General features: G+C 69.3%; 25 protein-coding genes and 1 tRNA gene. 6 read left to right on the top strand and 20 right to left on the bottom strand.

Annotated elements, in window-relative coordinates; genetic code table 11:
- Positions 1-19: 19 nt before the first annotated feature.
- The 3 genes from IEW87_RS07950 to mfd all read right to left on the bottom strand — a co-directional run bounded on the left by IEW87_RS07950 (position 20) and on the right by mfd (position 5,544).
- On the bottom strand, positions 20-640 hold the full coding sequence (locus tag IEW87_RS07950; protein WP_188712704.1) for a MazG family protein: 621 nt from the start codon (positions 638-640) through the stop codon (positions 20-22).
- A 59-nt stretch (positions 641-699) separates the two neighbouring features.
- Positions 700-1,851: a Na+/H+ antiporter NhaA gene (locus IEW87_RS07945; protein WP_188711728.1), complete on the bottom strand. Its 1,152-nt coding sequence runs from the start codon at positions 1,849-1,851 to the stop codon at positions 700-702.
- Positions 1,852-1,932: 81 nt separating this feature from the next.
- Complete coding sequence (mfd, locus tag IEW87_RS07940) at positions 1,933-5,544, bottom strand: transcription-repair coupling factor (protein WP_188711727.1); 3,612 nt, start codon at positions 5,542-5,544, stop codon at positions 1,933-1,935.
- Positions 5,545-5,572: 28 nt separating this feature from the next.
- Between mfd and IEW87_RS07935 the strand changes: the two genes are divergently transcribed.
- Positions 5,573-6,001 (top strand): hypothetical protein, encoded by a 429-nt coding sequence (locus IEW87_RS07935; protein WP_188711726.1) that lies wholly within the window; start codon positions 5,573-5,575, stop codon positions 5,999-6,001.
- A 14-nt stretch (positions 6,002-6,015) separates the two neighbouring features.
- Here the strand turns inward: IEW87_RS07935 and pth are convergent, their stop codons facing one another.
- The gene (gene pth, locus IEW87_RS07930) at positions 6,016-6,597 is read right to left on the bottom strand and encodes an aminoacyl-tRNA hydrolase (protein WP_188711725.1); all 582 of its coding nucleotides are present in this window, start codon (positions 6,595-6,597) and stop codon (positions 6,016-6,018) included.
- Between the two features lie 68 nt (positions 6,598-6,665).
- Positions 6,666-7,283, bottom strand: a complete 618-nt coding sequence (locus IEW87_RS07925) for a 50S ribosomal protein L25/general stress protein Ctc (RefSeq protein WP_188711724.1) — start codon at positions 7,281-7,283, stop codon at positions 6,666-6,668.
- Between the two features lie 425 nt (positions 7,284-7,708).
- On the opposite strand from IEW87_RS07925, the gene gnd reads away from it, so the two are divergent.
- Positions 7,709-9,157 carry an NADP-dependent phosphogluconate dehydrogenase gene (gene gnd / locus IEW87_RS07920; RefSeq protein ID WP_188711723.1) on the top strand — a complete coding sequence of 483 codons (1,449 nt, stop codon included), beginning with the start codon at positions 7,709-7,711 and terminating at the stop codon, positions 9,155-9,157.
- A 71-nt stretch (positions 9,158-9,228) separates the two neighbouring features.
- Here the strand turns inward: gnd and IEW87_RS07915 are convergent, their stop codons facing one another.
- The 7 genes from IEW87_RS07915 to IEW87_RS07885 form a co-directional block, all read right to left on the bottom strand.
- Entirely contained in the window at positions 9,229-10,737 is a 1,509-nt protein-coding gene (locus IEW87_RS07915; protein ID WP_229731014.1) for a sensor histidine kinase, read from the bottom strand.
- Positions 10,737-11,468, bottom strand: a complete 732-nt coding sequence (locus tag IEW87_RS07910; RefSeq protein WP_188711722.1) for a response regulator transcription factor — start codon at positions 11,466-11,468, stop codon at positions 10,737-10,739. Before IEW87_RS07910 ends, IEW87_RS07915 begins: the two co-directional genes overlap by 1 nt.
- Positions 11,469-11,533: 65 nt before the next feature.
- Positions 11,534-12,568: a ribose-phosphate diphosphokinase gene (locus tag IEW87_RS07905; RefSeq protein WP_188711721.1), complete on the bottom strand. Its 1,035-nt coding sequence runs from the start codon at positions 12,566-12,568 to the stop codon at positions 11,534-11,536.
- Entirely contained in the window at positions 12,558-14,003 is a 1,446-nt protein-coding gene (glmU, locus tag IEW87_RS07900) for a bifunctional UDP-N-acetylglucosamine diphosphorylase/glucosamine-1-phosphate N-acetyltransferase GlmU (RefSeq protein WP_188711720.1), read from the bottom strand. Before glmU ends, IEW87_RS07905 begins: the two co-directional genes overlap by 11 nt.
- A gap of 1 nt (position 14,004) precedes the next feature.
- Positions 14,005-14,076, bottom strand: a tRNA-Gln gene (locus tag IEW87_RS07895).
- 32 nt (positions 14,077-14,108) lie between these two features.
- Positions 14,109-14,915 (bottom strand): alpha/beta hydrolase, encoded by an 807-nt coding sequence (locus IEW87_RS07890; protein ID WP_188711719.1) that lies wholly within the window; start codon positions 14,913-14,915, stop codon positions 14,109-14,111.
- Complete coding sequence (locus IEW87_RS07885) at positions 14,912-15,190, bottom strand: DUF1905 domain-containing protein (RefSeq protein WP_188711718.1); 279 nt, start codon at positions 15,188-15,190, stop codon at positions 14,912-14,914. Before IEW87_RS07885 ends, IEW87_RS07890 begins: the two co-directional genes overlap by 4 nt.
- A gap of 129 nt (positions 15,191-15,319) precedes the next feature.
- Between IEW87_RS07885 and IEW87_RS07880 the strand changes: the two genes are divergently transcribed.
- From IEW87_RS07880 to IEW87_RS07870, 3 genes are read left to right on the top strand one after another with little or no spacing between them, the layout of a single operon-like run.
- On the top strand, positions 15,320-15,961 hold the full coding sequence (locus tag IEW87_RS07880; protein ID WP_188711717.1) for a TetR/AcrR family transcriptional regulator: 642 nt from the start codon (positions 15,320-15,322) through the stop codon (positions 15,959-15,961).
- A gap of 7 nt (positions 15,962-15,968) precedes the next feature.
- The gene (locus tag IEW87_RS07875; RefSeq protein WP_188711716.1) at positions 15,969-16,463 is read left to right on the top strand and encodes a MarR family winged helix-turn-helix transcriptional regulator; all 495 of its coding nucleotides are present in this window, start codon (positions 15,969-15,971) and stop codon (positions 16,461-16,463) included.
- Positions 16,464-16,488: 25 nt separating this feature from the next.
- A complete protein-coding gene (locus IEW87_RS07870; protein WP_188711715.1) occupies positions 16,489-18,261 on the top strand; it encodes an ABC-F family ATP-binding cassette domain-containing protein in 1,773 nt (590 codons plus the stop codon).
- Positions 18,262-18,358: 97 nt separating this feature from the next.
- On the opposite strand, the gene IEW87_RS07865 is transcribed toward IEW87_RS07870, so the two are convergent.
- Entirely contained in the window at positions 18,359-18,865 is a 507-nt protein-coding gene (locus tag IEW87_RS07865) for a VOC family protein (protein ID WP_188711714.1), read from the bottom strand.
- A gap of 65 nt (positions 18,866-18,930) precedes the next feature.
- Between IEW87_RS07865 and IEW87_RS07860 the strand changes: the two genes are divergently transcribed.
- Positions 18,931-19,719, top strand: a complete 789-nt coding sequence (locus IEW87_RS07860; RefSeq protein WP_188711713.1) for a helix-turn-helix domain-containing protein — start codon at positions 18,931-18,933, stop codon at positions 19,717-19,719.
- 73 nt (positions 19,720-19,792) lie between these two features.
- Here IEW87_RS07860 and IEW87_RS07855 read toward each other — a convergent pair whose 3' ends face one another.
- Genes IEW87_RS07855 through IEW87_RS07825 form a run of 7 tightly spaced genes read right to left on the bottom strand, consistent with a single transcriptional unit; the run spans position 19,793 to position 26,367 of the window.
- Positions 19,793-20,272, bottom strand: coding sequence for a GNAT family N-acetyltransferase (locus IEW87_RS07855; protein WP_188711712.1), 480 nt, complete (start codon positions 20,270-20,272; stop codon positions 19,793-19,795).
- Between the two features lie 4 nt (positions 20,273-20,276).
- Complete coding sequence (locus tag IEW87_RS07850; RefSeq protein ID WP_229731012.1) at positions 20,277-21,884, bottom strand: 5-oxoprolinase subunit B/C family protein; 1,608 nt, start codon at positions 21,882-21,884, stop codon at positions 20,277-20,279.
- Complete coding sequence (locus IEW87_RS07845; protein ID WP_188711711.1) at positions 21,881-22,630, bottom strand: LamB/YcsF family protein; 750 nt, start codon at positions 22,628-22,630, stop codon at positions 21,881-21,883. The genes IEW87_RS07850 and IEW87_RS07845 overlap by 4 nt, the downstream gene beginning before the upstream one ends.
- Positions 22,630-23,559 carry a 4-(cytidine 5'-diphospho)-2-C-methyl-D-erythritol kinase gene (locus IEW87_RS07840; protein WP_373285099.1) on the bottom strand — a complete coding sequence of 310 codons (930 nt, stop codon included), beginning with the start codon at positions 23,557-23,559 and terminating at the stop codon, positions 22,630-22,632. The genes IEW87_RS07845 and IEW87_RS07840 overlap by 1 nt, the downstream gene beginning before the upstream one ends.
- Before the next feature lie 4 nt (positions 23,560-23,563).
- On the bottom strand, positions 23,564-24,634 hold the full coding sequence (locus tag IEW87_RS07835; RefSeq protein ID WP_188711709.1) for an aldo/keto reductase: 1,071 nt from the start codon (positions 24,632-24,634) through the stop codon (positions 23,564-23,566).
- A 9-nt stretch (positions 24,635-24,643) separates the two neighbouring features.
- Positions 24,644-25,495: a 16S rRNA (adenine(1518)-N(6)/adenine(1519)-N(6))-dimethyltransferase RsmA gene (rsmA, locus tag IEW87_RS07830; RefSeq protein ID WP_188711708.1), complete on the bottom strand. Its 852-nt coding sequence runs from the start codon at positions 25,493-25,495 to the stop codon at positions 24,644-24,646.
- Positions 25,492-26,367, bottom strand: coding sequence for a TatD family hydrolase (locus IEW87_RS07825; RefSeq protein WP_188711707.1), 876 nt, complete (start codon positions 26,365-26,367; stop codon positions 25,492-25,494). Before IEW87_RS07825 ends, rsmA begins: the two co-directional genes overlap by 4 nt.
- Between the last annotated feature and the right edge of the window lie 6 nt (positions 26,368-26,373).

Here is a 26,373-nt window from a genome sequence, read left to right as displayed (position 1 = left end):
GCGCGGACCGCACCGCCCGCTACTCGGCGGCGCGGATCTCCTCGGCGACGTCCCGCGTCCGGCCGCGGAGGGCGCGCTCGGCGTCCCAGCCGCGCACCCGTGCGAGTGCGACGAGCGCGAGAAGCGCCTCACCCAGCTCCTCCTCGCTGGCTGGCAGCAGTTCTTCCTCGCCGGCGGCCTCGAGCGCCTCCGCCGCGAGAATCTCCTCGGCGAATTCGAGCCCGGCTCCGACCTTCTCCCCCTTGCCGAGCACCTTCTGAGCCCGTGCCAGCGCGGGCATGCCCGCGGGGATCCCGTCGAGCACCGAAGTGCGTTCGCGCTTCTCGTCGGCCTTCGCGGCGTTCCACAGTTCGAGCACGCGGTCAGACGTCTCCGCGGTCTCTCCCGCGAACACGTGCGGGTGGCGGCGCGTCATCTTGTCCGCCAGGTCGCCCGCCACATCGTCGATCGTGAACTCGTCCGACACGGCGGAATGGAACAGCACCTGCCACAGCAGGTCGCCGAGCTCCTCGCGCAGTTCCGCGGCGGACCCGCTCTCAACGGCTTCGATCACCTCGGCCGCTTCCTCCGTGAGATACGGCACGAGCTTCTCGTGGGTCATCTGCTGCGACCAGACGCAGTCGGCGCGGACGCGATCCATCACCTCGGCCGCGCGGCGCAGCCCCTCACCGATTTCGCTCACGGCCCCACTCTGCCACGTCAGGTGCGCTCGGCGAGGCGGCGGTAATGCCGTGCGCGAGCGCTGACGAGGAATGCCGCCAGGATCAGAGAGATGAGGGATCCGAGCAGCACACCCAGCACCGCTTCGTCGGCGACGACGTTGTCGGTGAATGCAAGTCGTGACAGCAGAAGCGACACCGTGAAGCCGATCCCGCCGAGGGCAGCCGCGGGCAGGATGTCGGCGACAGGCAACTCAGGCTTCTCACCCTTCTTGCGCCCCACGAACATCGCCAGCCAGCCGAACAGCGTGATGCCGATCAGCTTGCCGACGGGCAGCGCGACGAGGATCCCCCAGAGTGCAGGAGAGAGCTCGTCGAGCGCCACCTGCGGAATCACGACGAGCGCCGAGAAGAATGCGAAGATCGGCAGGATCAGCGCGTTGATCCACGGCTCGAGCACGTGCCGCGCCTGCATGCCCTCGTGCTGCCGGCTCAGCAGGCCAAGGAGAACGCCGGCGATGGTCGCGTGAATACCCGACAGGTAGGTGAACGCCCAGGCCGCCAGCGCCACGATCACCATCGCGATCACGATCGTCGGGGTATTCAGGCTGCGGCGCAGACGGCTCAGGATCGCGAAGACGAGGATGCAGGCGAGGCCCGCCAGCATCATCCCGAAATCGAGGTCCGTCGCGAACAGCACCGCGATGAACACGATGCCGACGATATCGTCGATGATTGCGAGGGCGAGGAGGAAGATGCGCACCTTCGTCGGCAGTCCCTTGCCGAACATGGCCAGCACACCGAGCGCGAACGCGATATCCGTCGCGGTGGGGATCGGCCAGCCGCTGTTCGTCTCGGGCCCACCGGCGATGGCGAGGTAGACGGCGATCGGCACGATCACGCCTCCCGCCGCGGCGATGGCGGGCTTGATCGCCTTCGAAAGGCTGTTCAGCTGGCCGCGCGTCATCTCGTACTGCAGTTCGACGGCGACGCCGAAGAAGAAGATCGCGAGCAGCAGATCCGCCACCCAGTGCGATAGCGAGAGGTTCAGACCCAGCGAGGCCGGACCGATCTCGAGATGGCTCCACTCGATGACCCGATCGCCGAACGGCAGATTCGCGACGATGAGGCCGAGGGCGGCGGCGCCCAGTAGGAGGAACGCGGGGAAGCGCTCAGAGCGAAGCAGCGACATAGAATCCTTCGGATCGCGGGTGATTCGCGAGCAGCGCAGCTCGCTCAGCCGACCAGACTTCCCGGCACACCTCGGGCAAGCTTACTCGGGACGCGGATCCGGCGCAGTCGACAGCGGGAACAGCGCGTCGAGCAGTTGGCGCACCCACGTCACGAGGTCTGCGTCGGCGAGCGGCTCGCCGCCGCTCATCGGCAGCGGGACGATCAGCGCGTCGCCCCCGGCGACGATCTTCGCGCCCGGATAGAGCCGCTTCATGCGCACCGCCTTGGATTCCGGCAGGGCTCCCGGTGCGATGCGCAGGTTCTTGCCCATCGCGACGACGTCGGAGAGCTTCGACTGCGCGGCACGGCGCCGCAGCCGAGCGACCTCGACGAGGCCCGCGACGTCGGTGGGCGGCTCGCCGTAGCGGTCGGCGAGCTCCTCGACGACACGGTCGATCGCGTCATCGTCGGCGCTGGAGGAGGCCGCGGCCGAGAGCTTCTGATACGCCTCGAGCCGAAGCCGCTCGCTGTCGATGTAGTCGTCGGGGATCCGCGCCTCGATCGGGAGCTCGAGCCGCAGCTCGACCGGCCCGTCCGTCGCCTCGCCGCGGAACTCGCTGACCGCCTCGCCGATCATCCGCAGATAGAGGTCGAAGCCGACGCCCTCGATGTGCCCCGCCTGTTCGGCGCCGAGCAGGTTCCCGGCCCCGCGCAGCTCGAGATCCTTCATCGCCACCTGGATGCCGCTGCCGAGGTCGTTGTGGACCGCGATCGTCTCGAGGCGATCCGCGGCGGTCTCACTCAGCGGCTTTTGCTCGTCGTAGACGAAGTAGGCGTATGCACGTTCGCGCCCGCGGCCGACGCGCCCCCGAAGCTGGTGGAGCTGGGCGAGGCCGTACTTGTCGGCACGATCGATGATGATCGTGTTGGCGTTCTGGATGTCGATTCCCGTCTCGATGATCGTCGTGCAGACGAGCACATCGAACTTGCGCTCCCAGAAGTCGTCGACGACCTGTTCGAGCTGGTGCTCGCCCATCTTGCCGTGGGCGACGGCGATGCGCGCTTCCGGCACGAGTTCGGCGAGGTGGTTGGCGACGCGTTGGATGCTCGTCACGCGGTTGTGCACGAAGAAGATCTGCCCCTCGCGCAGCATCTCGCGACGGATCGCCGCCGCGACCTGTTTGTCGTTCGACGGTCCGACGTACGACAGGATCGGGTGGCGGTCCTCGGGCGGGGTCGCGAGGGTCGACATCTCGCGGATCCCCGTCACGGCCATCTCGAGGGTGCGAGGGATCGGCGTCGCGCTCATCGCGAGGATGTCGACGTTCGTCTTCAGCTTCTTGAGCGCGTCCTTGTGCTCAACGCCGAAGCGCTGCTCCTCGTCGATGATCATGAGCCCGAGGTCCTTGAACACGACCCCCTCCGTGAGGATCCGGTGCGTGCCGATGACCATGTCGACGGATCCGTCCGCGAGCCCGCGCAGCGTCTCGCGCGCCTGCTTGTCGGATTGGAAGCGACTCAGCGGGCGCACGTTCAGAGGGAATCCCGCGAAGCGGTCGGAGAACGTCTCGATGTGCTGCTTCACGAGCAGCGTCGTCGGCACGAGCATCGCAACCTGTTTGCCGTCCTGGATCGCTTTGAACGCCGCGCGGACGGCGACCTCGGTCTTGCCGAAGCCGACGTCTCCGGACAGCAGGCGGTCCATCGGGATCTCGCGTTCCATGTCGCGCTTGATCTCGTCGATCGTCTGCAGTTGGTCGGGCGTCTCGACGAAGGCGAACGCCTCCTCGAGCTCCCGCTGCCACGGGGTGTCTGGGCCGAAGGCGTGGCCCTTCGACGCCATGCGCGCCGAATAGAGCTTGACGAGTTCGACGGCGATGTCGCGCACCGCACGGCGCGCCTTCCGCTTCGTCTGAGACCAGTCGGATCCGCCCATCTTCGACAGTTGGGGATTCTCGCCGCCGACGTACTTCGACAGCAGGTCGAGCTGGTCGGTGGGCACGAACAGCTTGTCGCCCGGGTAACCGCGCTTGGCGGGGGCGTACTCGAGCACGACGTAGTCGCGCGTCGACTTCTGCGCGTTGCGCCCGCCTGTCGACACCTCGCGCTGCATCATCTCGACGAACCGTCCGATGCCGTGCGTGGCGTGCACGACCGGGTCCCCCGGCTTCAGCTGCAACGGGTCGACGACGTTGCGGCGGCGCGATGCGAGCCGATTCGCCGACTGCCTGCCGCCGCCGGCCGTGCGGCCGTAGAACTCCGCCTCGGTGAGCACCGCGAGCTTCACCTGCTCCACCCGGAAGCCGCGCTCGACCTCCGCCTGCACGAGCGTGACGACGCCGCGCTCGGGCGCCTCGGTCAGGTCGTCCACGATCCGTGCCGCGACCCCGCGCTCGCCGAGCACGTCGCGTGCGCGGTCGACCATGCCCGTGCCGGCGGAGGCCAGCACGACCGCCCACCCCTCGCGCACGAGATCGCCGACGAAGCCGGTCGCGCCCTCGACGTTGCCCTGGAAGGAGGCGATCGGCTCGCCCGCGACGCGCGTCGCGGCGTCACGAGCGATCGCGGCACCCTCTGCCGCATCGGAGAGCTCGGCCGCGATCTCGCCGAGTCCGGTGTCGAACGGGCTCAGCGTCCACCAGACACCGTCCAGTGCGCGCACCCGCTCGCGGAGCTCTTCGAGCGTGAGGAACCCTCCGCTCGAGAGATCGACGGGCGCCTCACCGCCCGCGGTCGCGGCGCTCCATGCCGCCTCGAGGAACTCGGTGTTCGTCTCCTTCAAGCTCACCGCGCGCGACACGGCGCGTTCGGGGTCGACGACCGCCGTCGTGGATCCCGCGGGCAGGTAGTCCGCGATCGACACGAGCGGGCCGGCGACGAGATTCGACAGCGACTCCATGCCCTCCGCGGGAATGCCCTCCGCCATCTTCTCGAGCATCTGTGCGATGCCGGGGTAATCGTGCTGCAGCTCTCGCGCGCGTTGCCGCACCGACGGGGTCAGCAGCAGCTCGCGACTCGGGAGAAGCTCGATCCGGTCGACGTCGCCCGGCACGGAGCGCTGATCCGCGACGGAGAACTCGCGGATCTGGTCGACCTCGTCGCCGAAGAACTCCACGCGCAGCGGATGCGGGGCCGTCGGCGGGAACACGTCGAGGATCCCGCCGCGCACGGCGAATTCGCCGCGTCGCGAGACCATGTCGACGCGATGATAAGCGAGCTCGACGAGCCGCACGGCGATGTCGTCGAGGTCGTGATCGCGCGCGCCCACCGCGAGGGACACGGCGTTCGCGTCGCCGAGCCCGGGGACGACGGGTTGGATCGCGGCGCGGATCGACGCGGTGACGATGAGCGGCCGCTCGCCGTCCCACGCCGTGAGAGCGCGGAGCGTTTCGAGCCGACGCCCGACGGTCTCGGCGCTCGGGCTCAGTCGCTCATGCGGCAGCGTCTCCCACGCCGGAAACTCGCGGACGTCGGCCGTCGGCACGAAGGCGGCGAGAGCCGTCGCGAGCTGCTCGGCGCGCCGGCTCGTCGGGACCACGACGAACAGCACACCGGCCTCACCGGCTGCCTGACGTCGATCGATCAATGCGGCGAGCGCCGGCGCATCGAGTCCGTCGACGAGCGAGAGATCCTGGTCGACCGATGTCGCCGCGAACGCCTCCCTGAACGATTCGGACGTGTCGAGGGCGCGCAGGATCCCGGAAAGACTCACCCGACAAGTGTACGGATACTGTAGGGGCGTGACTGCCGCGTATCCTGTTCCCGTCCGCTCGCGCCGTGGCACCGGTCTTGGCCTCGTCGCGTTCATCGCGTCGGTCACGGCGCTGGTGGTCGGGATGGTCGGGATCTGGCTGGCGGGCTTCCTCGTCGGCCGCGTCGTGCGCCTGGTGGACTATCCGGATCTCATCCAGGAAACCGAGGCGCAGCTCTGGGACACCCTCGAACGCGCGGTCGGCGCGGTCATCGTCCTCGTCGTCGCGTGGGTCGTGCATGCGCTCGTCGCCCTGTGGGGGCTGATCCAGGGCATCGTCGCGACGTCGCTCGGTCGCGGTCGTGGCTGGGGCATCGCCGCGATCGTGCTCGCGAGCAGCGGCTGGATGCTGTTGCTCGCCTTCACGCAGCACGCGCTCCTCGCGGGGCTCGTCGGGCTGATGCCCTTCACCTTCTGACCAACGCGGACTGATCAGCGCGGAGCGTGCACGCGCTGCTGCGCTGCGACCAGGCCGTCCTCGACGATGAGCTCCGCGGCATCGGCGGCCTCCGCGACGAGCGTCCCCAGGGTGCGCCGCTCGGCCGCGCCGAACTCACTCAGGACCCAGTCTGCGGCGTCCTGGCGACCGGGGGGCCGGCCGATGCCGACGCGGACGCGGACGAAGTCAGGGGTATCGAGGGCCTTGGCGATGTCGCGGATCCCGTTGTGGCCGCCGTGGCCGCCGCCGCTCTTCAGCTTGAGCGCGTCGAAAGGGAGGTCGAGCTCGTCATGGATCACGACAACGCGCTCTGCGGGAATCGAGTAGAACGACGTCAGCGCGGCGGCGGGCCCACCGGAGGTGTTCATGTACCCGTTCGACTTCGCGAGCACGAGCTTCGCTCCGCCGGGTCGGGCCCACGCTTCCGCCACGCGCGCGCCGGCCTTGTGTTGGCGCCACGACGCGTCACGCCTGACCGCGAGGTCGTCGACGACGAGCTGCCCGACGTTGTGGCGGGTGCGCTCGTATCGCGGGCCGGGGTTCCCGAGCCCCATGACCAGCCACGTCTCACTCATCCGCTGCCTCCCAGAGAGCAATCGAGGGGGCGCGATCCGTCGCGCCCCCTCGATGATGCGTTGAACCCTTACTCGGACTCTGCTTCGGCAGACGCCTCGGCCTCGCCACCGGCGTCCGCGGGTGCATCGGCCGCGTCGTCGTCGTCCGACGCCGTCGGCATCGTGACCGACAGGACGTGCAGCTCCGGGTCGTCGACGAGCGTGACGCCCTCCGGCAGCGTGAGGTCCTTCGCGAAGATGTTCGTGCCGTCCTCGAGCCCCTCGACGTTAACGACGATGGTGTCGGGGATGTTCATGGCGTCGGCCTCGACCGAGATCGCCGACGCACCGAAGGTGATGTACGTGCCGGGGAACGGGTCGCCCTCGGTCGTGTAGGGCACATCGACCGTCATCTTCTCGCCGCGGCGCACGGCCACGAGGTCGATGTGCTCGATGATGCTGCGCACCGGATCGCGCTGAACATCCTTGACGAGCGCGAGCTGGCTCGTACCGTCGATGTCGAGGTCGATGATCGCGTTCGCGTAGCGGACGATCAGGCCCGTCTGGTGCGCGGGAAGCGCAAGGTGCTGGACGTCGGCGCCGTGACCGTACAGGACGGCCGGGATCTTGCCCGCGGCGCGGAGGCGGCGAGCGAAACCCTTGCCAAACTCGGTGCGGACGTCTACGGAGAGCTTGTTTTCGCTCATAATCTTGCTCCTGGGGTGTGCGCGGCAAAGGTGCCGGCCGCGCGGGCGGGAAAGGGGTTCTCGACTCGAACGCAGCGCGTGAGGAGACCGCTTCCGGCCAGCTTCACCGCGTCGATCACGGACGCACACACGTGCATCCCTCGCCGAGGTCGTACCTCAGCGTACCCGATCACTCCGATAGAATCGACTTCGTGCGTCTCGACGCACCGTCCCATTCCCGGCTTCAGGAGGCGCGTACCGTGGAACCCTCGCATATCATCGAACTCATCGTCCTCGTGCTGGCCGGCATCGGCACTGTCACCGCCATCGGCGCCATGTGGTCGCTCGGCCGGCACTCGTCATACGACGACTGATCCGATCGGCCTCCTCCCCCGACCCACTAGCCTGGTGGGCGAATCCAGATCCATCTCCCTAAGGAGAAGTGCGTGAACGCGTCCGCAGCAAACATCGGGGTCGTCGGCCTCGCCGTCATGGGCTCCAACCTGGCCCGCAACCTCGCCAGCCGCGAGGGGAACACGGTCGCCGTGTACAACCGCAGCCGCGAGAAGACCGATGCGCTGGTCGCGGAGCACCCCGAGGCGGGCTTCATTCCGTCGTTCTCGTACGAGGAATTCGCCGCGAGCCTGACGACGCCGCGCACCGCCATCATCATGGTCAAGGCGGGCCGCGGCACCGACGCGGTCATTGACGAGCTCGTCAAGGTCTTCGAGCCCGGCGACATCATCGTCGACGGCGGCAACGCTTACTTCCCCGACACCATTCGCCGCGAGAAGGCCGTGCGGGAGACGGGCATCAACTTCGTCGGCGCCGGCATCTCCGGTGGTGAGGAGGGCGCACTCAACGGCCCCTCGATCATGCCCGGCGGCTCGGACGAGTCGTGGGTCACCCTCGGCCCGATCTTGACGTCGATCGCCGCGGTGGCCGAGGGCGAGCCATGTGTCACCCACATCGGCCACAACGGCGCGGGCCACTTCGTGAAGATGGTGCACAACGGCATCGAGTACGCCGACATGCAGCTCATCGCGGAGGCGTACGACCTCATTCGCCGCGGCACCGGCAAGACGCCGGCCGAGATCGCCGACATCTTCACGGACTGGAACGGCGGAGAGCTCGAGTCGTACCTCATCGAGATCACCGCGGAGGTGCTGCGTCAGATCGACGCCGAGACGGGCAAGCCTCTCGTCGACGTCATCCTCGACCAGGCCGGCGCGAAGGGCACGGGCGCGTGGACGGTGCAGACCGCCCTGTCCCTCGGCGTCCCCGTCTCGGGCATCGCCGAGGCAACGTTCGCCCGCTCGCTCTCGTCGCACCCGGAGCAGCGACGCGTCGCCGCCGCGCTGCCCGGCCCAGACAGCACGTTCGAGGTCGACGACGTGGACGCCTTCGTCGAGGACGTGCGCCAAGCGTTGTTCGCGTCGAAGATCATCGCCTACTCGCAGGGCTTCGACGAGATCCGCGCCGGGGCCGAGGAATACGACTGGTCGATCGATCTCGGCGCCGTCGCGAAGATCTGGCGCGCCGGCTGCATCATCCGCGCGCAGTTCCTCAACCGCATCGCGGACGCATACGCCGAGGAACCAGGTCTGCCGGTACTCGCCACCGCGCCGTATTTCGCCGACTCGATCGCGCGCGGCCAGGGCGCATGGCGCCGCGTCGTCGTCGCCGCCGCACAGGCGGGGATTCCCGCCCCGGCGTTCAGCTCATCGCTCGCGTACTACGACGGCATCCGCGCCGACCGCCTGCCAGCCGCACTCGTCCAGGGACAGCGCGATTTCTTCGGCGCGCATACGTACAAGCGCATCGACAAGCCCGGCACCTTCCACACCGACTGGTCGGGCGACCGCACCGAGTCCGAGGCCGAAGACACGCACTGAGCCTCAGCCGAAGCGCCCCCGCCTCGCCCGCCCACGGCAGCTGAGGCGAGGGCGCTTCGCCGTGATGCGGATCAGGCTGCGTCGCGCGGCTTGGCCGGGAGCGTGACGGTGAAGGTCGTGTCCCCCGGCGCGCTCTCCACCGAAATCGTGCCGTGATGCGCCTCCACGATCGCCTTCGCGATCGACAGCCCGAGGCCGGATCCGCCCGTCTTTCGCGCGCGCGACACGTCCGCACGGGCGAACCGCGAGAACAGCGTCTCCTGTACGGCCTCCGGGATACCCGGCCCGGTGTCGTGCACGGACAGCACGGCGCGGGTTGCGGACTCGGCCCCCTCGATGCGGAGCGACACCGTCACGGACGTCCCCTCGGGCGTGTGCGTTCGGGCATTCGCGAGCAGGTTCGTCACGACCTGCGTGAGCCGCGCACGGTCGCCCGCAACGAGGACCGGCTGTTCCCCCACGTCGGCCCCCCAGTCGTGCTCCATTCCGGCCATCGCCTGATCGGCGACCGCGTCGATGACGAGCTGGTTGAGGTCGACCATGTCGTAGGTCAGCTCGTGCCCCTCGTCGAGGCGCGCGAGCAGCAGCAGATCTTCCACGAGCCCCGTCATCCGCTGCGACTGGGCCTCGATCCGTTGCAGCGATTGCCGGCTCTCGGGGCTGAGGGTCTGATCCCGCAGGGAGAGCTCGCTGTAGCCACGGATCGAGGCGAGCGGCGTGCGCAGCTCGTGGCTGGCGTCGGCGACGAACGTGCGCATCGTGTCCTCATTGCGCTGGCGGGCCGACAGCGAATCCTCGACATGGTCGAGGAGCGTGTTGAGGGACGCCCCCACCTGTCCGATTTCGGTAGCGGGATCAGCCTGATCCTCCGACACGCGCTCGGTGATCGACACGTCGCCGCGGTCGAGCTGCTGCTGGGAGACGCGAGCGGCGGTCTGCGCGATGTCGCGCAGCGGGCGCAGCCCCTGCCTGATGACGCCCGAAGTCGCCACGCCGAGCAACAGCATGCCCCCGATGGTCGCGAGCGCGATCGACCACAGCATCTGTTTGAGCGTCAGGCTCTCGCTGGCCGTCGACAGCCCGAACGCCCCGGCCGACTCGCCCGTTCCCGTGTGTTCCAGGGCGTTGACGCGGTACGAGCCGAGACCTGGCAGCGCGACAGTCGTCAGCCCGCCGTCGACCCGGTCGAGTGCGTCGAACACGCGCTCGATCTGCCCCTCCGAGAGGGTGTAGCGACGAAAGTCCTGACCGACGATGGCGCCGGATGTGCCCGTGAACGGGCTGCTGATCACGAGCAGCATGCCCGGCGAGGCGTGCGCGGAGTTGAGCTGCTCGACCGCCGTGCCGTCGAGCAGACCGATGCCGAATTCTGGAGCGAGGTTGGCCATCGCCTCGCGGGCGCGGGCGTCGACCTGTCCGTTGAGCACGTTGTTCAGCAGAACGCCCGTCACGATCGAGACGACGATGAGAATTCCGGCGACGATCGTGAAGACGATCACCATGAGGCGCGACTGCAGCGTCATCCGGTGCGCGCGCGGCGACGCGCTGCTCGCGGGATTGTGCTGCGTCGCGCCGTCCATCACTGCGGTGCCTTGATCATGTACCCGACGCCGCGCACGGTGTGGATCAGGGGCTGCTCGCGCCCGGCGTCGATCTTCTTGCGCAGGTAGGAGATGTACAGCTCCACGACGCTCGACTTGCCGCCGAAGTCGTAGTTCCAGACCCGGTCGAGGATCTGCGACTTCGACACCACACGCCGGGGATTGCGCATGAGGAATCGCAGCAGCTCGAACTCCGTCGCGGTCAGCTCGATCTCATCTTCGCCTCGGATCACTTCGTGGCTGTCCTCATTGAGGCTCAGGTCGCCGACGCGCAGGATCGGCTCCGGGTCCGCGGCGAGCGCGGTGCCCGAGCGCCGCATGAGCGCCCTGACCCGCGCCACGACCTCTTCGAGACTGAACGGCTTGGTGACGTAGTCGTCGCCGCCCGCGGTGAGTCCCGCAACGCGATCGCTCACGGCGTCCTTCGCGGTCAGGAACAACACCGGCACGAGGTTCTGACTTTGGCGGAGGCGCTGCAGCACGCTCATCCCGTCCAGGTCGGGCATCATGATGTCGAGCACGAGCGCGTCGGGATGGAACTCTGCAACGACGTCGAGCGCCTCGAAGCCGCTCGCCGCCGTACGCACTTCCCAGCCCTCCATGCGCAGTGCCATCGAGAGCAGGTCCGTCAGCATCTGCTCGTCGTCGACGACGAGAACGCGCACGGGCGAGCCGTCGGGTCGGGTGAGTGCGGATCCGGAGGTGGTCATGCCCCCATTGTGCGCCGGTTCCTATGACTTCGCTATGGAGTCGACTATGCGCTTGCTGTGAGTCGTTACGCCGCGCCGTCGAACATGCTCGTGACGGATCCGTCGTCGAAGACCTCCTGGATCGCGCGCGCGAGCAGCGGAGCCGCGGACAGCACCGTGAGCCCGTCGAAACGGTGGTGCTCCGGCACGGGAACCGTGTCGGTGACGACGACGCGGTCGATCGACTCATCCTGCAGCCGCTCGATCGCCGGGTCGCTGAAGACCGCGTGGGTCGCGCCCACGATGACCTTCTTGGCGCCGTTCTCCTTGAGCGCCTGGGCGGCCTTCACGATCGTCCCGGCCGTGTCGATCATGTCGTCGACAAGCAGGCATGTGCGGCCTTCGACAGCGCCGACGATCTCGTGCACCGAGACCTGGTTCGCCACGCGCGGGTCGCGGCGCTTGTGGATGATGGCGAGCGGAGCTCCGAGGGAGTCACTCCACGTGTCCGCGACGCGGACGCGCCCCATGTCGGGCGACACGACGGTGAGTGTGTCGCGCTCGTCGGGAGTGAACGACTCGAGGAAGTGGCTCTCGAGCACAGGCTTGGCGAAGAGGTGGTCCACGGGACCGTTGAAGAACCCCTGGATCTGGGAGGCGTGCAGGTCGACGCTCATGATGCGGTCGGCGCCTGCTGTCGCGATCAGATCGGTGATCAGACGCGCGGAGATCGGCTCGCGACCGCGCCCCTTCTTGTCCTGTCGGGAGTACGGGTAGTACGGCATGACGAGGGTGACGCGCTTCGCGGACGCCCGCTTGAGGGCGTCGAGCATGATGAGCGTCTCCATGATGTCCTCGTTGACGTTCTCACCGAACGACTGCAGGAGGAACACATCGGTACCGCGCATCGACACCGAGAAGCGGGTGTAGATCTCGCCTGAGGCGAAGGTGCGGTGCTCCGTGGGAGCGAGTTCGATGCCGAGGCACTCGGTGACGTCCGCCGCGAGCTGCGGGTGCGCGCTGCCAGAGACCACCACCATCCGCTTGCGCGTCTTCTGCTCCTTGCCGGGAGCGATGCCCTGTTCGATATCGAGGCTGACCGTCTTGTTCTTACTCGCCATCAGACGCTTCCTGTGCGGTGCGGGACCGTTCGGCCGCTTCAGCGGCCGCCGTTCCCGCTCGGTTGTTCTCGACCCATCCCCCGAGATTCCTCTGAGGGGCCACGCTCATCGCGAGCGCTCCGGGCGGAACGTCCTTGCGGACGACCGCCCCCGCACCCGTCTTTGCGCCGGCGCCGAGCCGGACCGGCGCGATCATGACGGTGTGCGATCCCGTATGCACGTGGTCCTCGATGACCGTGCGGTGCTTGTCGACGTCGTCGTAGTTCGCGGTGATCGCACCGGCGCCGAGGTTCACTCCGGCGCCGATCTCGGTGTCCCCCACGTACGACAGATGCGGCACCTTGCTGCCGGCGCCCACCTGCGAGTTCTTGATCTCGACGAACGTACCGGCCTTCGCACCGTCCGCGAGCTCAGCCCCAGCGCGCAGGTACGCCCAGGGTCCGACGTTGACGCCGGCGCCGATCACCGCGAGCGTGACGTCACTGCGTCGCACGACGGCGCCCGCACCGACCTCGGTATCGACGATCGACGTATCCGGCCCGATGATGGCGTCCTCGCCGATCGTCGTCGCGCCGAGGATGTGGGTGTTGGGCAGGATCGTGACGTCGCGGGCGAGCTCGGCCGTGTCGTCGATCCAGGTCGTCTGCGGGTCCTGCACCGTGACGCCCTCGAGCTGCCAGCGCCGCACGACGCGCTGGTTCAGAATGCGTGCGGCGTCGGCGAGCTGCACGCGGTCGTTCACGCCGAGCGCGGCGGCTGCGTCCGGGGCGGTCACCGCGGCGATCCCGCCTCCGGCGGCGCGCAGGAGCCCGACGACATCGGTGAGGTACATCTCGCCCTGCGCGTTCTCCGTACCGACGCGCGCGAGTGCGTCGCGCAGCGGGTGCGCCCGGAACACGTACACGCCGGGGTTGATCTCCGTGACGGCTGCCTCCTCGGCCGTGGCGTCCTTCTCCTCGACGATGCGCTCGACCATGCCGTCGGCGCCGCGGAGGACGCGGCCGTACCCGCGCGGATCCGGCAGCTCGGCGCCGAGGAGTGTGGCGTCGGCCCCGCGGGCACGGTGCTCATCGAGCATGCTGCGGAACGTGGCGACCTCGATGAGTGGCACATCGCCCGAGAGGATCAGCACGTCGCCGTCGAAGTCAGCCGGCAGCGCCTCGAGACCGACCTGCGCGGCGCGCCCGGTTCCCGGGATGTCATCCTGATCGACCGGGAGCGCACCCGGGTAGTCGGCAAGAGCCTCGACGATCCGGTCGCGGTCGTGGCGCACGACGACGCGCACGAGTTCGGCGCCGAGAGACTCTGCGCTGCGCAGCACATGGCCGAGCAGGGGGCGACCTCCGAGACGGTGCAGAACCTTCGGGGTCGAAGATTTCATTCGCGTACCCTGTCCCGCCGCCAGGACCACGATCGCCAGACTCTGCTCTGTCACGCTCCGCCACCAGGATTCGAACCTAGACCTCACAGCTCCAAAGGCTGTCGTGCTGCCATTACACCATGGCGGACCCGCGACCCGGGGGCCGCTCATTCCATCTTGTCACGATGATCGGGGTGCCGCGTTCAGAGCCTCGCCGTGAACGAAACGTTCGAGCCGGGACGCCATCGCATCCGCATCCCAGGTGTGCCAGGCGCCGGCCAGCTCTTCATCCGCACCATTCGGCGCCGCCTCGGCGATCGCGGCCGCGGTCTCCGCCATCCCCGGGAAGGTCTCGGTGCCGATCAGGGCGAGCACCGGATCCGTCACGTCGCGCAGCGTCGCCGACAACCCGGCGCGCTCGATCTGCGCCAGCGCCATCCCGTCGGGAATCCAGCTGAGCACGAGGCGCGGATACGCCGGCGACTGCCGCAGCTCATCCAACCACTCCGGCGGCATGCCGACCATATACGCCGCGACGGCCTCCGGCAGCCGGTCCGCAGCCACGTGCGCGGCGACGGCGTCCCACCAGGCCGGTGCTCCCCCGTCGAACTGACCGATCGGCGCCTCCCACAGCACCAGGCCCGCGCACGAAGGGATACGGGAGGCAGCGAGCATCGCGATCGCGCATCCGGACGAGTGACCGGTGAGCACAACCGGGCCGCCCAACTCCTGCGCCAGGGTCTCGATGGCAAACAACTCCCGCTCGAGATCGATCGGGCCGTCCGCCTCGGAGTCGCCGCGTCCGATCCTGTCGTGCACGCTCGCCTGGATACCGCGCTCGCCGAGCAGGTGCGCCGTGCGGGTCGTCGTCGGATCGTCGGCCCGGGTGGGGCCCGCACCACTGACGAAGAGGACACCCCGCGCGCCGGCGGGTCCGTATCGATCGAACGCGACATGGTCGCCCGCGGGCGTCGTCACAAAGCTCATGATGCCGCCTCGATGCTCACGCGGACGTCGTCCCCCACCTGCTTGCCGAGCCGCCTGCGTGTGGCGGCCTTGACCGGCCCCATGTGTCCGCCCCGGCCGGTCGGCATGAGCGTGATCGCGACGGGCACGTCGTCGATCTCGCCCACGACCTTCACGGTCCGTCCGGTACCGAACCAGGCGACCGAGTCCGGCACGTCGAACACCGTCCAGGACCCGACATCGGGTGCGTTCCGGAGCGTCACCTCGAAGGTGAGCCGCTTGTCATCTCCGGTCATCTCATCCTCATTCCTCGCCGATCGTGTCCACACACTTCGAGATTCGAGACTGACGAGTCTCGCAGAAAGAGATTAGACCGACGAGTATGATTTCTGCAAGCACACCGAGACGACGAGGAGAGCGGCGGAATGCTCCGACCGAGTTCGCGCGCGAAACGTGAGGCCATCCTGCTCGCCGCGGAGAGGCAGTTCCTTGCCGACGGCTACGACGCGGTCACAATGGATTCGATCGCGACCGAGTCCGGCGTCGCCAAGCAGACCCTCTACCGGCACTTCGGCAGTAAGCGCGCCCTGTTCCTGGCGCTCGTGACGACCCAGACGACAGCCGCCGGCGGGCGCGCACACGGTGAGCACCCGCAGATCGATGCAGACACCGACGTGCGCGCCACGTTGACGACGCGACTGGAGGCCCAGCTGGCCATCGTCCTCGCGCCGGAGCTCCTCAGCCTGCGGCGTCTCGTCATCGGCGAGCAGGGACGGTCCCCGGAACTGGCCGCCGCCCTCTACGAGCACGGACCGCGCCACGCGATGCGCGTCCTCGCGGACATGCTTCGCGAATTCGACGCCCACGGCCTGCTGGCCGTCCCCGATCCGGAATCGGCGGCGACGCAGTTGAACTGGCTCGTCATGGGAGAGCCGGTGAACGCCGCGATGCTGCTCGGCGACGACGCCGTCCCCTCCCCCGCGGAGCAGCGACATCACGTCGCTCGCGCCCTGGATCTCTTCCTCGCCGGCTTCGCCGCGACCGAACGCCCGACGAACGCGCGATAATCGTCAGATGCCGCATGAACAGGACGAGGTCGATCGAATCGTCGGCGCGTGGAGCGCGGAGCGCCCCGACCTCGACTTCTCCCCCATGGCGGTGCTCTCCCGCGTCGACCGGCTCTCGCACCACCTCGACCGAGCGCGACGTGAGGCCTTTCGGCGCACCGACATCGAACTCTGGGAGTGGGACGTGCTCTCGGCGCTGCGCCGCGCCGGCGAGCCGTACCGCCTGAGCCCGAAGCAACTGCTGCAGCAGACGCTCGTGTCGAGCGGCACGATGACCAACCGCATCGATCGGCTGCGTGAGCGCGGTCTCGTCAAGCGGTCGGCGGATCCGTCGGACCGGCGCGGCGCGCTCGTCACGCTGACGGACGAGGGCCGCACGCGCGTCGACGCGGCGATCACGCGCTTGATCGACGCCGAGGCCGACATGCTCTCGGGAATGTCCGCGGGCGACCAGAGCAAGCTCGGCACGCTCCTGCGCCACCTCCTCGTCTCCTTCGACTGATGCGGGGGCGTAGCCTGGAGGGGATATGGCACATCTCCTCGGGGCCGAGGCCCTGCACCTCGAGTATCCCACCCGCATCGTCTTCGACTCGGTGACCCTCGGCATCGATGAGGGCGATCGCATCGGCATCGTCGGACGGAACGGCGACGGCAAGTCGAGCCTGCTCGGGATGCTCTCCGGATCCATCGAGCCGCAGTCCGGCCGCGTCACGCGGCGTGGCGGCGTGCGGTTCGGCGTGCTCGCCCAGCGCGACGATCTGGATCCGTCGGCCACCGCCCTGCACGCCATCGTCGGCGACCGCGACGAGCACGAGTGGGCGGGTGATGCGCGGATCCGCGACGTCATGACCGGGCTCGCGAGCGACATCCCGTGGGAGGCGCGCATCGATGCACTGTCCGGTGGGCAGCGCCGCCGCGTCGCCCTGGCTGCGCTGCTGATCGAGGACTGGGATCTCATCGCGCTTGACGAGCCGACGAACCACCTCGACGTCGAGGGAATCGCGTGGCTTGCCGGACACCTCCGGACGCGGTGGGGCGCGAATGCCGGCGCGCTCGTCGTCATCACCCACGATCGCTGGTTCCTCGACGAGGTCTGCACGAAGACGTGGGAGGTGCACGACCGCGAGGTCGAACCGTTCGAGGGCGGCTATGCGGCGTACGTACTGCAGCGAGTCGAGCGCGACCGGATCCTGGCGGCGACCGAGGCGAAGCGGCAGAACATGATGCGCAAGGAGCTCGCGTGGCTCCGGCGCGGCGCCCCGGCCCGCACCGCGAAGCCGAAGTTCCGCATCGACGCCGCCAACGCCCTCATCGCCGATGTTCCGCCCGCGCGCGATCCGATCCAGTTGCAGCGGATGGCGGTCGCGCGACTCGGCAAGGACGTCGTCGACCTCCTCGACGTCGGCGTCTCGTTCGGCGACCGCGAGATCCTGAAGAAGATCACCTGGCGGATCGGGCCCGGCGAGCGCACCGGGATCCTCGGCGCGAACGGATCCGGGAAGTCGACGCTCCTGAACCTGATCACCGGAGCGCTCGAACCGACGACGGGGCGTGTCAAGCGCGGCAAGACGGTGCGGCTGGGCCTGCTCGATCAGCAGTTCTCGCAGCTCGCGGAGATCCGCTCCGACCGCGTGCGCGAGGTGCTCGCTCGCGAGAAGACGACCTTCGCGATCGACGGGAAGGACCACACTCCCGCGCAGCTGCTCGAGCGGCTCGGCTTCGCGCGCGAGCACCTCTCCGCGCGCGTCGACGACCTGTCCGGCGGCCAGAAGCGGCGCCTCCAGCTGCTCATGCTGCTGCTGAGCGAACCCAACGTGATTGCGCTCGACGAGCCCACCAACGACGTCGACAGCGACATGCTCGCCGCGATGGAGGACCTGCTCGACTCCTGGCCGGGCACCCTCCTCGTCGTCTCCCACGACCGCTATCTGCTCGAGCGCGTCACCGATCAGCAGTACGCGATCCTCGACGGAACGCTGCGCCACGTCCCCGGAGGGGTCGACGAGTATCTGCAACTGCGCGCGGCGCAGGATGCGCGCCCGTCGAAGGCGCAGTCCGCACCCGAGAAGCAGGGTCTCGGTGGATCCGAGAAGCGCGCCGCCGAGAAGGAGCTCTCCTCGATCGAGCGCCGGCTCGAGAAGGTCGCCGCGTCGGTGGCGCGAGTGCACGACAAGATGGCGGCGCACGACCAGGGGGACATCGACGGCCTCCGGCAGCTCAACGACGATCTGCGCGCGCTCACGGACGAGAACGACTCCCTCGAGGAGCGCTGGTTGGAACTCGGCGAGCAACTCGACTGACCTCGCTTCGCCGAGCGTCTCGAAATTCGGCGAGCATCTCGAGAAATCGCGCAGATTGCGGAGATCCCGGCGATTTTCCCGCCGCTCGGCGAACCCGCTATCCCTGCGTCGCGGCCCACTCGGCCACGCGCCGCGCGCTCTCTGCTTCCGACAGGTCCTCGACCCTGGTCATGACCGACCACCGCACGCCGAACGGATCCCGGATCGACGCGTACCTGTCGCCCGATACGAACGTCGCGACCGGCTCCCGTACCGTCGCCCCGGCATCCACGGCGCGTCGCACGACGTCATCGACGTCCGCGCAGTACAGGGCGATCGAGTAGCACGCGGCATCGCCCTCCGGCGCCGGGATAAGCCCGAACTCGGGGTTGGGCTCGCCCAACTGCAGCTTGCCGGTTCCGAAGTCGAGTTCTGCGTGGACGACGACGTCGCCGAACCGCGTCACGTCGACGACGCGGGCACCGAACACCGAATGGTAGAAGTCGACGGCCTCCCCGGCGCCTGGGACAGCGAGAAACGGTGTCACGCTCGTGGATCCGTGCGGCCGTCCGGCGGTCGTGTGTTCGCCGGTTATGCCGCGCACTGCTGCGCTGTTCTGTGTCATAGATTGACCGTAGGCTCCGCGCGGCGGCAGCCACTTGAAGATTCACGACAGATGCGGATCCGGTGATGGTCGACGTCGACGATGAGCGCGGCATCCTCTTCCCTCGTCGGCTGCCGACCTTCCATCGCGTGCCCGCGCCGTCTTCACTCGCGGCGGTCGTGCGGTGGTTCTGGATCCCGCGGTGGCGTCTCGCTCCCGGCGAAAGCTCGCGCCAGGAGATCCTGCCGTACCCCGCGTCAAACCTGGTCGTGCAGGGCGAGGGCGCCACACTGTCGGGGCCGACGACGCGCGCCTCGCAACGGGATCTCACGGGACACGGCTGGGCGGTCGGCATGCTGCTTCGGCCCGCTGGCGTCGCCGCCCTCCACGCGGATCCGCAGAGCCTTCGAGACGTCGAGGTGCCGTTCGACGCGCCCGACCTGGTCCGCGACGTCTCGACGGCCATGGCCGGCGAGGAACCGGACGCTGCGCGACACGACGCCGTCGCCGTCTGCGGGACGTGGCTCGCGGGCCGTGTGGGTCGTCCCGACCCGAATGCAATGCTCGCGAACGCGATGGAGGAGAAGATCGAGGCGGATCCGGACATCGTCCGCGTCGACGACCTCGCGCAGGCTCTCCACGTGTCGTCTCGCACCGTGCAGCGACTCGCACGCCGATACGTCGGGTTGCCGCCTCTCGCCGTCATCCGTCGTTATCGCCTCCAGGAATCGGCTCAGCGGCTGCGCGAGGATCCTTCGCTCACGGTCGCGCAGACCGCGGCCGACCTCGGATACGCCGACCATGCGCACTTGACGAGAGACTTTCGCCGTGTGCTCGGCATGACGCCGCACGCGTATCGACACGCGCAGCGCTGAGGCGCGAGCAGACAGTTTCCGTCGACAGGAGCGTTCCGCTCGCGCATGTGCCGCAGCACCATCCCGCACCGAGTCAGAGATTGCGCTTGAGGCCCTCGTGGCTCGTGCTGTACCCCACCGTGCGGTAGAAGCGCAGCGCGTCGGCGCGGGTCCTGTCCGTCGTCAGCTGGGCCAGCGTGGCGCCGCGCTCTCGACCGTACTCGTGCGCCCATTCGATCATCGCCGTGCCCAGGCCGGAACCACGCGCGGAAGCCGCGATGCGGACCGCTTCGATCTGAAGCCGACAGGCCCCGCCTCGCGACAGTCCCGGAATCAGCGTCAACTGCATCGTGCCGACCAGTCCCCCACCCACCGCCTCGATCACGGCGAGGAACTGATTCGGATCACGGGCGATGTCCGCGAACGCAGCCTCGTATCGCGGCCAATCGGTCGACTCCCGGGTGGCGCCGAGCCGGTCGTCCCGCAGCAGTTCCACGATCCCGCGGATGTCCGCACGGCTCGCGCGACGAAGGACGTAGGAGGAATCGCCGAGAACGAAGCGCGAAGGAATCATGTCCTCAGTCTCTCCTCTGGCACGATGCCGGCAGCGCATCGGCAGGCTCGAAGCGAGACGGATCCGACTCTCGAAAGCGAAGCCGGGATCCGGGCGGCAGCTGAGCGATGACGGGCAGGTCGCTGGCGAGAACGACGGCGATGACCGGGTACCCGCCCGTGACGGGGTGGTCAGCGCCGAACACGACGGGCTCGCCGGACGGCGGCACCTGGATCCCGCCGGCGACCATCCCCTCACTCGGCAGGTCCGCGTCGCGCACCGCCAACGGGGCGGATCCGTCGGCGGGCGCGAGCCTCACGCCGACGCGATCCGACTGCGGACCGACGATCCACGTCGTTGAGAGGAGACGTCGGCGCTCGGCCGCGTCGAAGCGGTCCTCCCGGGGCCCGAAGCGGACGCGGACCTCGATGCTCGCGGGCGCGGGAGTCTCGGCGGGAACGGGCGCGGAGACGGCCGCGACGGCGGCGGATCCCGCCGGAACGAGGTCGCCCGCGGCCAGCGGTTCGGGACCGATTCCGCTCAGCCGGTCCGTGCTGCGACTGCCCAGGACGCTCGGCACGTCGACGCCGCCGCGGACGGCGAGGTAGGTGCGCAGCCCCGTCGCCGGGTGTCCGAGTGACAGGGTCTCGCCGTCACGGAGCAGCCGGGCTCGCCCAGGGGCTACGGGTTCCTCGTCGCCGTCGCGCGTGAGGACCGCGCCGGTGTCCGCCCCGGTGAGCGCCACGACCTGATGGCCCTCCGCCCGCACGTGGAGCCCGCCGAGCAACACCTCCACGACCGCCGCGGAGCGCGCGTTGCCGACGACCCGGTTCGCCAGGCGCGCCGACCGCGGATCCGCGGCGCCCGACTGCGTCACCCCGATGCCGGCGCGGCCCGGCCGGCCGAGGTCCTCGACGAGAGCGAGGAGGCCGGGCTGGAGGACCCGCAGGCCGCCGCGGGGCGCGGGCGGATCGGCGCTGCGCGGCGCGGCGGGCGCCGGTGCGGCGCGCGCCGCGGCCACCTCGCGCACGGCGCGGAAACGCACGACGTCCCCCGGCTGGATCAGAGCGGGCTGGTCGCGCTGCGGATCCCACAGCGGAGCGTCGGAGCGGCCGAGGAGGCGCCACCCGCCCGGAGAGCGACGCGGATAGACCGCCGAGAACCCGCCGGCGAGCGCCACCGACCCGGCAGGAACCGCCGGACGCGCCGCCTCGCGCCGTGGCACGTCGAGGCGCGGATCATCGCCCGTCAGGTACGCGAAGCCGGGGGCGAAGCCGCCGAACGCCGCGATCCACGGGACATCCGCGTGCGCCGAGATCACGGCGTCACGCGAGAGACCGATGAGCGTCGCGACCTCGTCGAGGTCCTCCCCGTCGTAGACGACGTCGATCCCGATCTCTGTGCCCGCTTCGACGGCCACCGGCGACAGCTCGACGTCACGGATGCGCGTCGCGGCCCGGCGCGCGCGGGCGGCCGTCTCGAAGGTGAGCAGCACCGTCCGCGCGGCGGGCACCTGATCCCGCTGTCCGACGGGATCCGCCCGCAGCCGAGCGTCGAACGCCATCACCTCCTCGAGCGTCGAGAGCTCGACGAGGAACGCCCTCTCTCCCGCCCAGCGCACCGCCTCGATCACGCGAAGCTCCGAAGCGAGACCCCCGCCTCGGTCAGGGCTCCGCGGACTGCGGCCGCGATCGCCACCGCTCCCGGCGTGTCACTGTGCAGACAGATGGTCTCCGCCTCGACGCGGACCTCGGCTCCATCAATCGCCGTGAGCACGCCGTCTCGCGCGAATCTCGTCATGCGCTGGGCGACAAGATCGGCGTCGTGCAGCACCGCTCCCGCTGTGCCGCGCGGGACGAGGTAACCCTCCGGCGTGTACGCGCGGTCGGCGAACGCCTCGCCGACGACGCGGAGGCCGGCTCCCTCGGCGATCGTCGCCGCGACGCTGCCGGGCAGCAGCACGAGCGGCAGCGACGGATCCACCGACCGGATCGCATCGACGAGGGCGCGCGCGTGGGCTTCGTGCGTCACAATCGCGTTGTAGAGGGCGCCGTGCGGTTTGACGTAGCGGACGTCGCCGCCCGCGCGGCGGGCGAGCCCCTGGAGCGCTCCGAGCTGGTAGACGACGTCGTCGGCGAGCTCCGTCTCGGAACAGTCGAGGAAACGCCGGCCGAAGCCCGCGAGGTCGCGGTATCCGACGTGCGCCCCGATGGTCACACTCGCGTCGACCGCATCACGGCATGTCCGGGCGATGCCCGTGGGGTCGCCCGCGTGGAATCCGCACGCGACGTTCGCGCTCGTGACGTGCGTGAACATCGCGCGGTCGTCTCCCATGGGCCACGATCCGAACGATTCGCCGACGTCGCTGTTGAGGTCCATCACACGATCCGCGCTCCGTGAACCGGCCCCGAGACATTCAACGCCTCATGGCCCGCGCTCTCGAGCGCCTGCTGCAACGCGCGCGCCTCGGCCTTCGACTCGGCCAGGAAGGCGAGCGTCGGCCCGGACCCCGAGACGAGACTCGCGAGCGCCCCTGCGGCCTCGCCGCGTTCGAGGACCTCGCCCAGGTCGGGACGCAGGCGCAGCGCGGCGGCCTGGAGGTCGTTGTGGATCACGTCCGCGAGCATGCGCGGATCCCCCGCGCGCAGCGCGTGCAGGACGCTCGCCGGTACCGACGGCGTCTCGTGCACGGCGGGGATCTTTCCGGCATGCTCCTCGCGCAGGCGATCGATCTCGTCGTAGGTCGCCGGCGTCGACATCCCGATCTGGTTCGTGACGATGACCCATTCGAACCGGCCCCGTGCGAGGGCCGGGTTCAGCACGTCGCCGCGGCCCGTGCCGATCGCTGTGCCGCCCATCAGCGCAAACGGTACATCGGCGCCGAGCTGCGCGGCGAGATCGTGCAGTTCGCGCGAAGACAGGCCCGTGCCCCACAGGGCGTCGCAGGCGACGAGCGCGGCCGCCGCGTCGGCGGATCCGCCTCCCATGCCCCCCGCGACGGGGACCTCCTTGCGGATGTCGAGGTGCACCCCTCCGCTGTACCCGGACGCTCGTTGCAGCAGCCGAGCGGCACGCAGCGCGAGATTCGACTCGTCGACGGGGACGCCGATGAGGTCGACGGTACCGGTGAGCGCGAGCGAGAACTCGTCGGAGTGGGTCGCGACCACGTCCTCGAATAGGTTGATCGCCTGATACGCGGTGGCGAGATCGTGGTAGCCATCGTCCTTGCGCGGCCCGATCTCGAGGTAGACGTTGATCTTCCCGGGCGCGCGGACGCGCACTCCCGGGAACTCCTCGACCAGCGTCACGACATCAGCCTCGGTCCGCGGCCCACACGTTCGCGCTGTCGAGCGCCGAGGAGACCTCGTCGATAATCTCGAGCTCTTCGGCGGCGAATGCCGCGCCATCGAGGGCGCGGAGGTTCTCGTCGAGCTGCGCCGTGGTGCTCGCGCCGATGAGAGCGGAGGCCACCACGTCGTTCCGCAGCACCCACTGCAGGGCGAGCTGCGCGAGCGTCTGGCCACGCTCCGAGGCGACGGCGTCGAGCCGCCGCAGCTGCGCGCGTGCCTCGGGCGTCACGCGACGCCCGCCGAGCGAGGAGCGCTGCTGCGAGCGATCGGCGTCGCCCTCACCGAGATACTTGTTCGTCAACAGCCCCTGCGCGAGCGGCACGAACGCGATCGCGCCGAGCTCTTCCTGAGCGAGAGCGTCGGTCAGGCCGTCTTCGATCCCGCGCTCGAGGATCGAGTACGCGGGCTGGTGGATCACCAGGGGTGTGCCGAGCGAGCGAGCGACAGCCTTCGCCTCGATCGTCTGCGACGCCGAGTACGAGGAGATGCCCGCGTAGAGCGCCTTGCCCTGCCGCACGAGGGTGTCGAGCGCCCCGATCGTCTCCTCGATCGGGGTGACGGGGTCGGGGCGATGAGAGTAGAAGACGTCGACGTAGTCGAGGTTCATGCTCTGCAGCGAACGCTCCGCGCTCGCCAGGAGGTACTTCCGCGAGCCCCAGTCTCCGTATGGCCCCCGCCACATATCGAAGCCGGCCTTCGACGAGATGATGAGCTCATCGCGATAGGGAGCGAGATCCTCGCGGTAGATACGGCCGAAGTTCTTCTCGGCGGATCCGTACGGCGGGCCGTAATTGTTCGCGAGGTCGAAGTGCGTGATCCCCTTGTCGAACGCGTAGCGCAGCAGCTCACGTTGACGATCGAGCGCGACATTGTCTCCGAAGTTCCACCACAACCCGAGCGAGAGGGCGGGCAAGAAGAGTCCGGATGAGCCGACCTGCCGGAACGCGAACGACGCGTAACGGTCGTCCGCCGCGACGTAGGGACGGTGGAGGTCCGGGACGTCGCGACGGTGGAAGTGCGGGGAATCGGTCACCACTTCAGGTTACCGGCGAGCGTCGGCCGCGCGCGCGATCCGTCGGAAGGCATGGACGTCGAGCGCCTCGCCGCGCGCGGTCGGGTCGACGTCAGCCGCTTCCAGCACGGCGCTCGCGGCCGCGGATCCGCCGAACCGGGCCGACAGCGCCTGCCGCAGCATCTTGCGGCGCTGCTGGAAGGCGAGATCGATGATCTGGAAGGTCTGGAGGCGCTCTTCTTCGCTCCCCAGCGGCTCTGGGCTCCGCTCGAAGCCGACAAGCACGCTGTCGACGTTCGGGACCGGCCAGAAGACTCGGCGCGAAACCGTACCCACGAGCGCCCAGGAGCCGTACCACGCCGCTTTCGCGCTCGGGGCGCCGTAGATCTTTCCGCCGGGGGCGGCCGCGAGGCGCTCGCCGACCTCGGACTGCACCATGACGACGCCGCGCCGCAGTGTCGGGAACGTGGCCATGAAGTGCAGCAGCACCGGGACGGAGACGTTGTACGGCAGGTTCGCCACGAGGACGCCGGGTTCGCCGGGCAGGTCCGCGATCGTCATCGCGTCGTGCTCCACCACCGTCAGCAGTTCGTCCGGGACGCCCTGCTCCGCCGCCGTCTGCGCGAGGCGGGACGCGAGGCGGGAGTCGATCTCGACCGCCGTGACGCGCGCGCCCGTCTCCAAGATCGCCAGCGTGAGAGACCCCAGGCCGGGCCCGACCTCGACCACCCGGTCCTCGTCCGTCACCTGCGCCTTGCGCACGATCCCGCGGACGGTGTTGGCGTCCACGACGAAGTTCTGACCGAGCCGCTTCGTCGGCGTGACGTCGAGCTCGGCCGCGAGCCGGCGGATGTCGGCTGCGCCGAGCAGCCGGATCGTCATCGCCAGTCTCCGTAGACCGCGACCGTGTTGGCGGCGACCTGGGCGCAGAGCTCATCGAGGTCGGTGCCGAGATGCTCGGCGATGAATCGCATCGTCAGCGGCACGAGATACGGGGCGTTGGGGCGACCCCGGTACGGCATGGGAGTGAGGAACGGAGCGTCGGTCTCGACGAGGATCTTCTCCCGCGGCGTGACGTCGAGCGCGTCCCGGAGATTCTGCGCGTTCCGGAAGGTCACGTTGCCGGCGAAGGAGATCCAGCAGCCGGCCTCGACCGCCTCGCGCGCGACCGCAGCGTCGCCCGAGAAGCAGTGGAAGACCGTGCGATCCGGCGCACCGACGCGATGCAGGGTGTCGAGCACCTCGCGGTGTGCATCGCGATCGTGGATCTGCATCGCGATGCCGTGCTTCTTCGCGAGCTCGATGTGCGCCTCGAACGACGCGTACTGCGCCGGCCACCCCTCCTCGCCGGTGCGGAAGAAGTCGAGACCGGTCTCGCCGATGGCACGCACACGCGGGTGCGCCGCGAGCTCGTCGATCTCGGCGATCGCTTGCTCGAGCGCGCCGTCGGCAGCGTACACGGGCGCGTCGTTCGGGTGGATCGCGACCGACGCGAGCACGCGCGGATCCTGTTCGGCCGCCCGCACCGCCCATCGTGACGACGCGAGATCCCCCGAGGACTGCACGACACCCGCGACGCCTACGCGCTCGGCACGGGTGAGCTGCTCCGTCAGCGAAAGCGGGTCGTCGCCGTCGTCGATGTCGAGGTGGCAGTGATTGTCGTAGACCGGCACGGCCAGCGGCTCGGGCGGCTCAGGATGCGAGAGGTCCTTCCGGCCCTTCCTAGAGCGCTCCTGGACGTAGGTCTCGGCCATCCGGCG

This window comes from Microbacterium faecale (assembly GCF_014640975.1).
Classification (GTDB): Bacteria; Actinomycetota; Actinomycetes; order Actinomycetales; family Microbacteriaceae; genus Microbacterium; species Microbacterium faecale.
The sequence above is the reverse complement of the archived record's forward strand: the minus strand, read 5'-3'. Positions and strand labels throughout refer to the sequence as shown.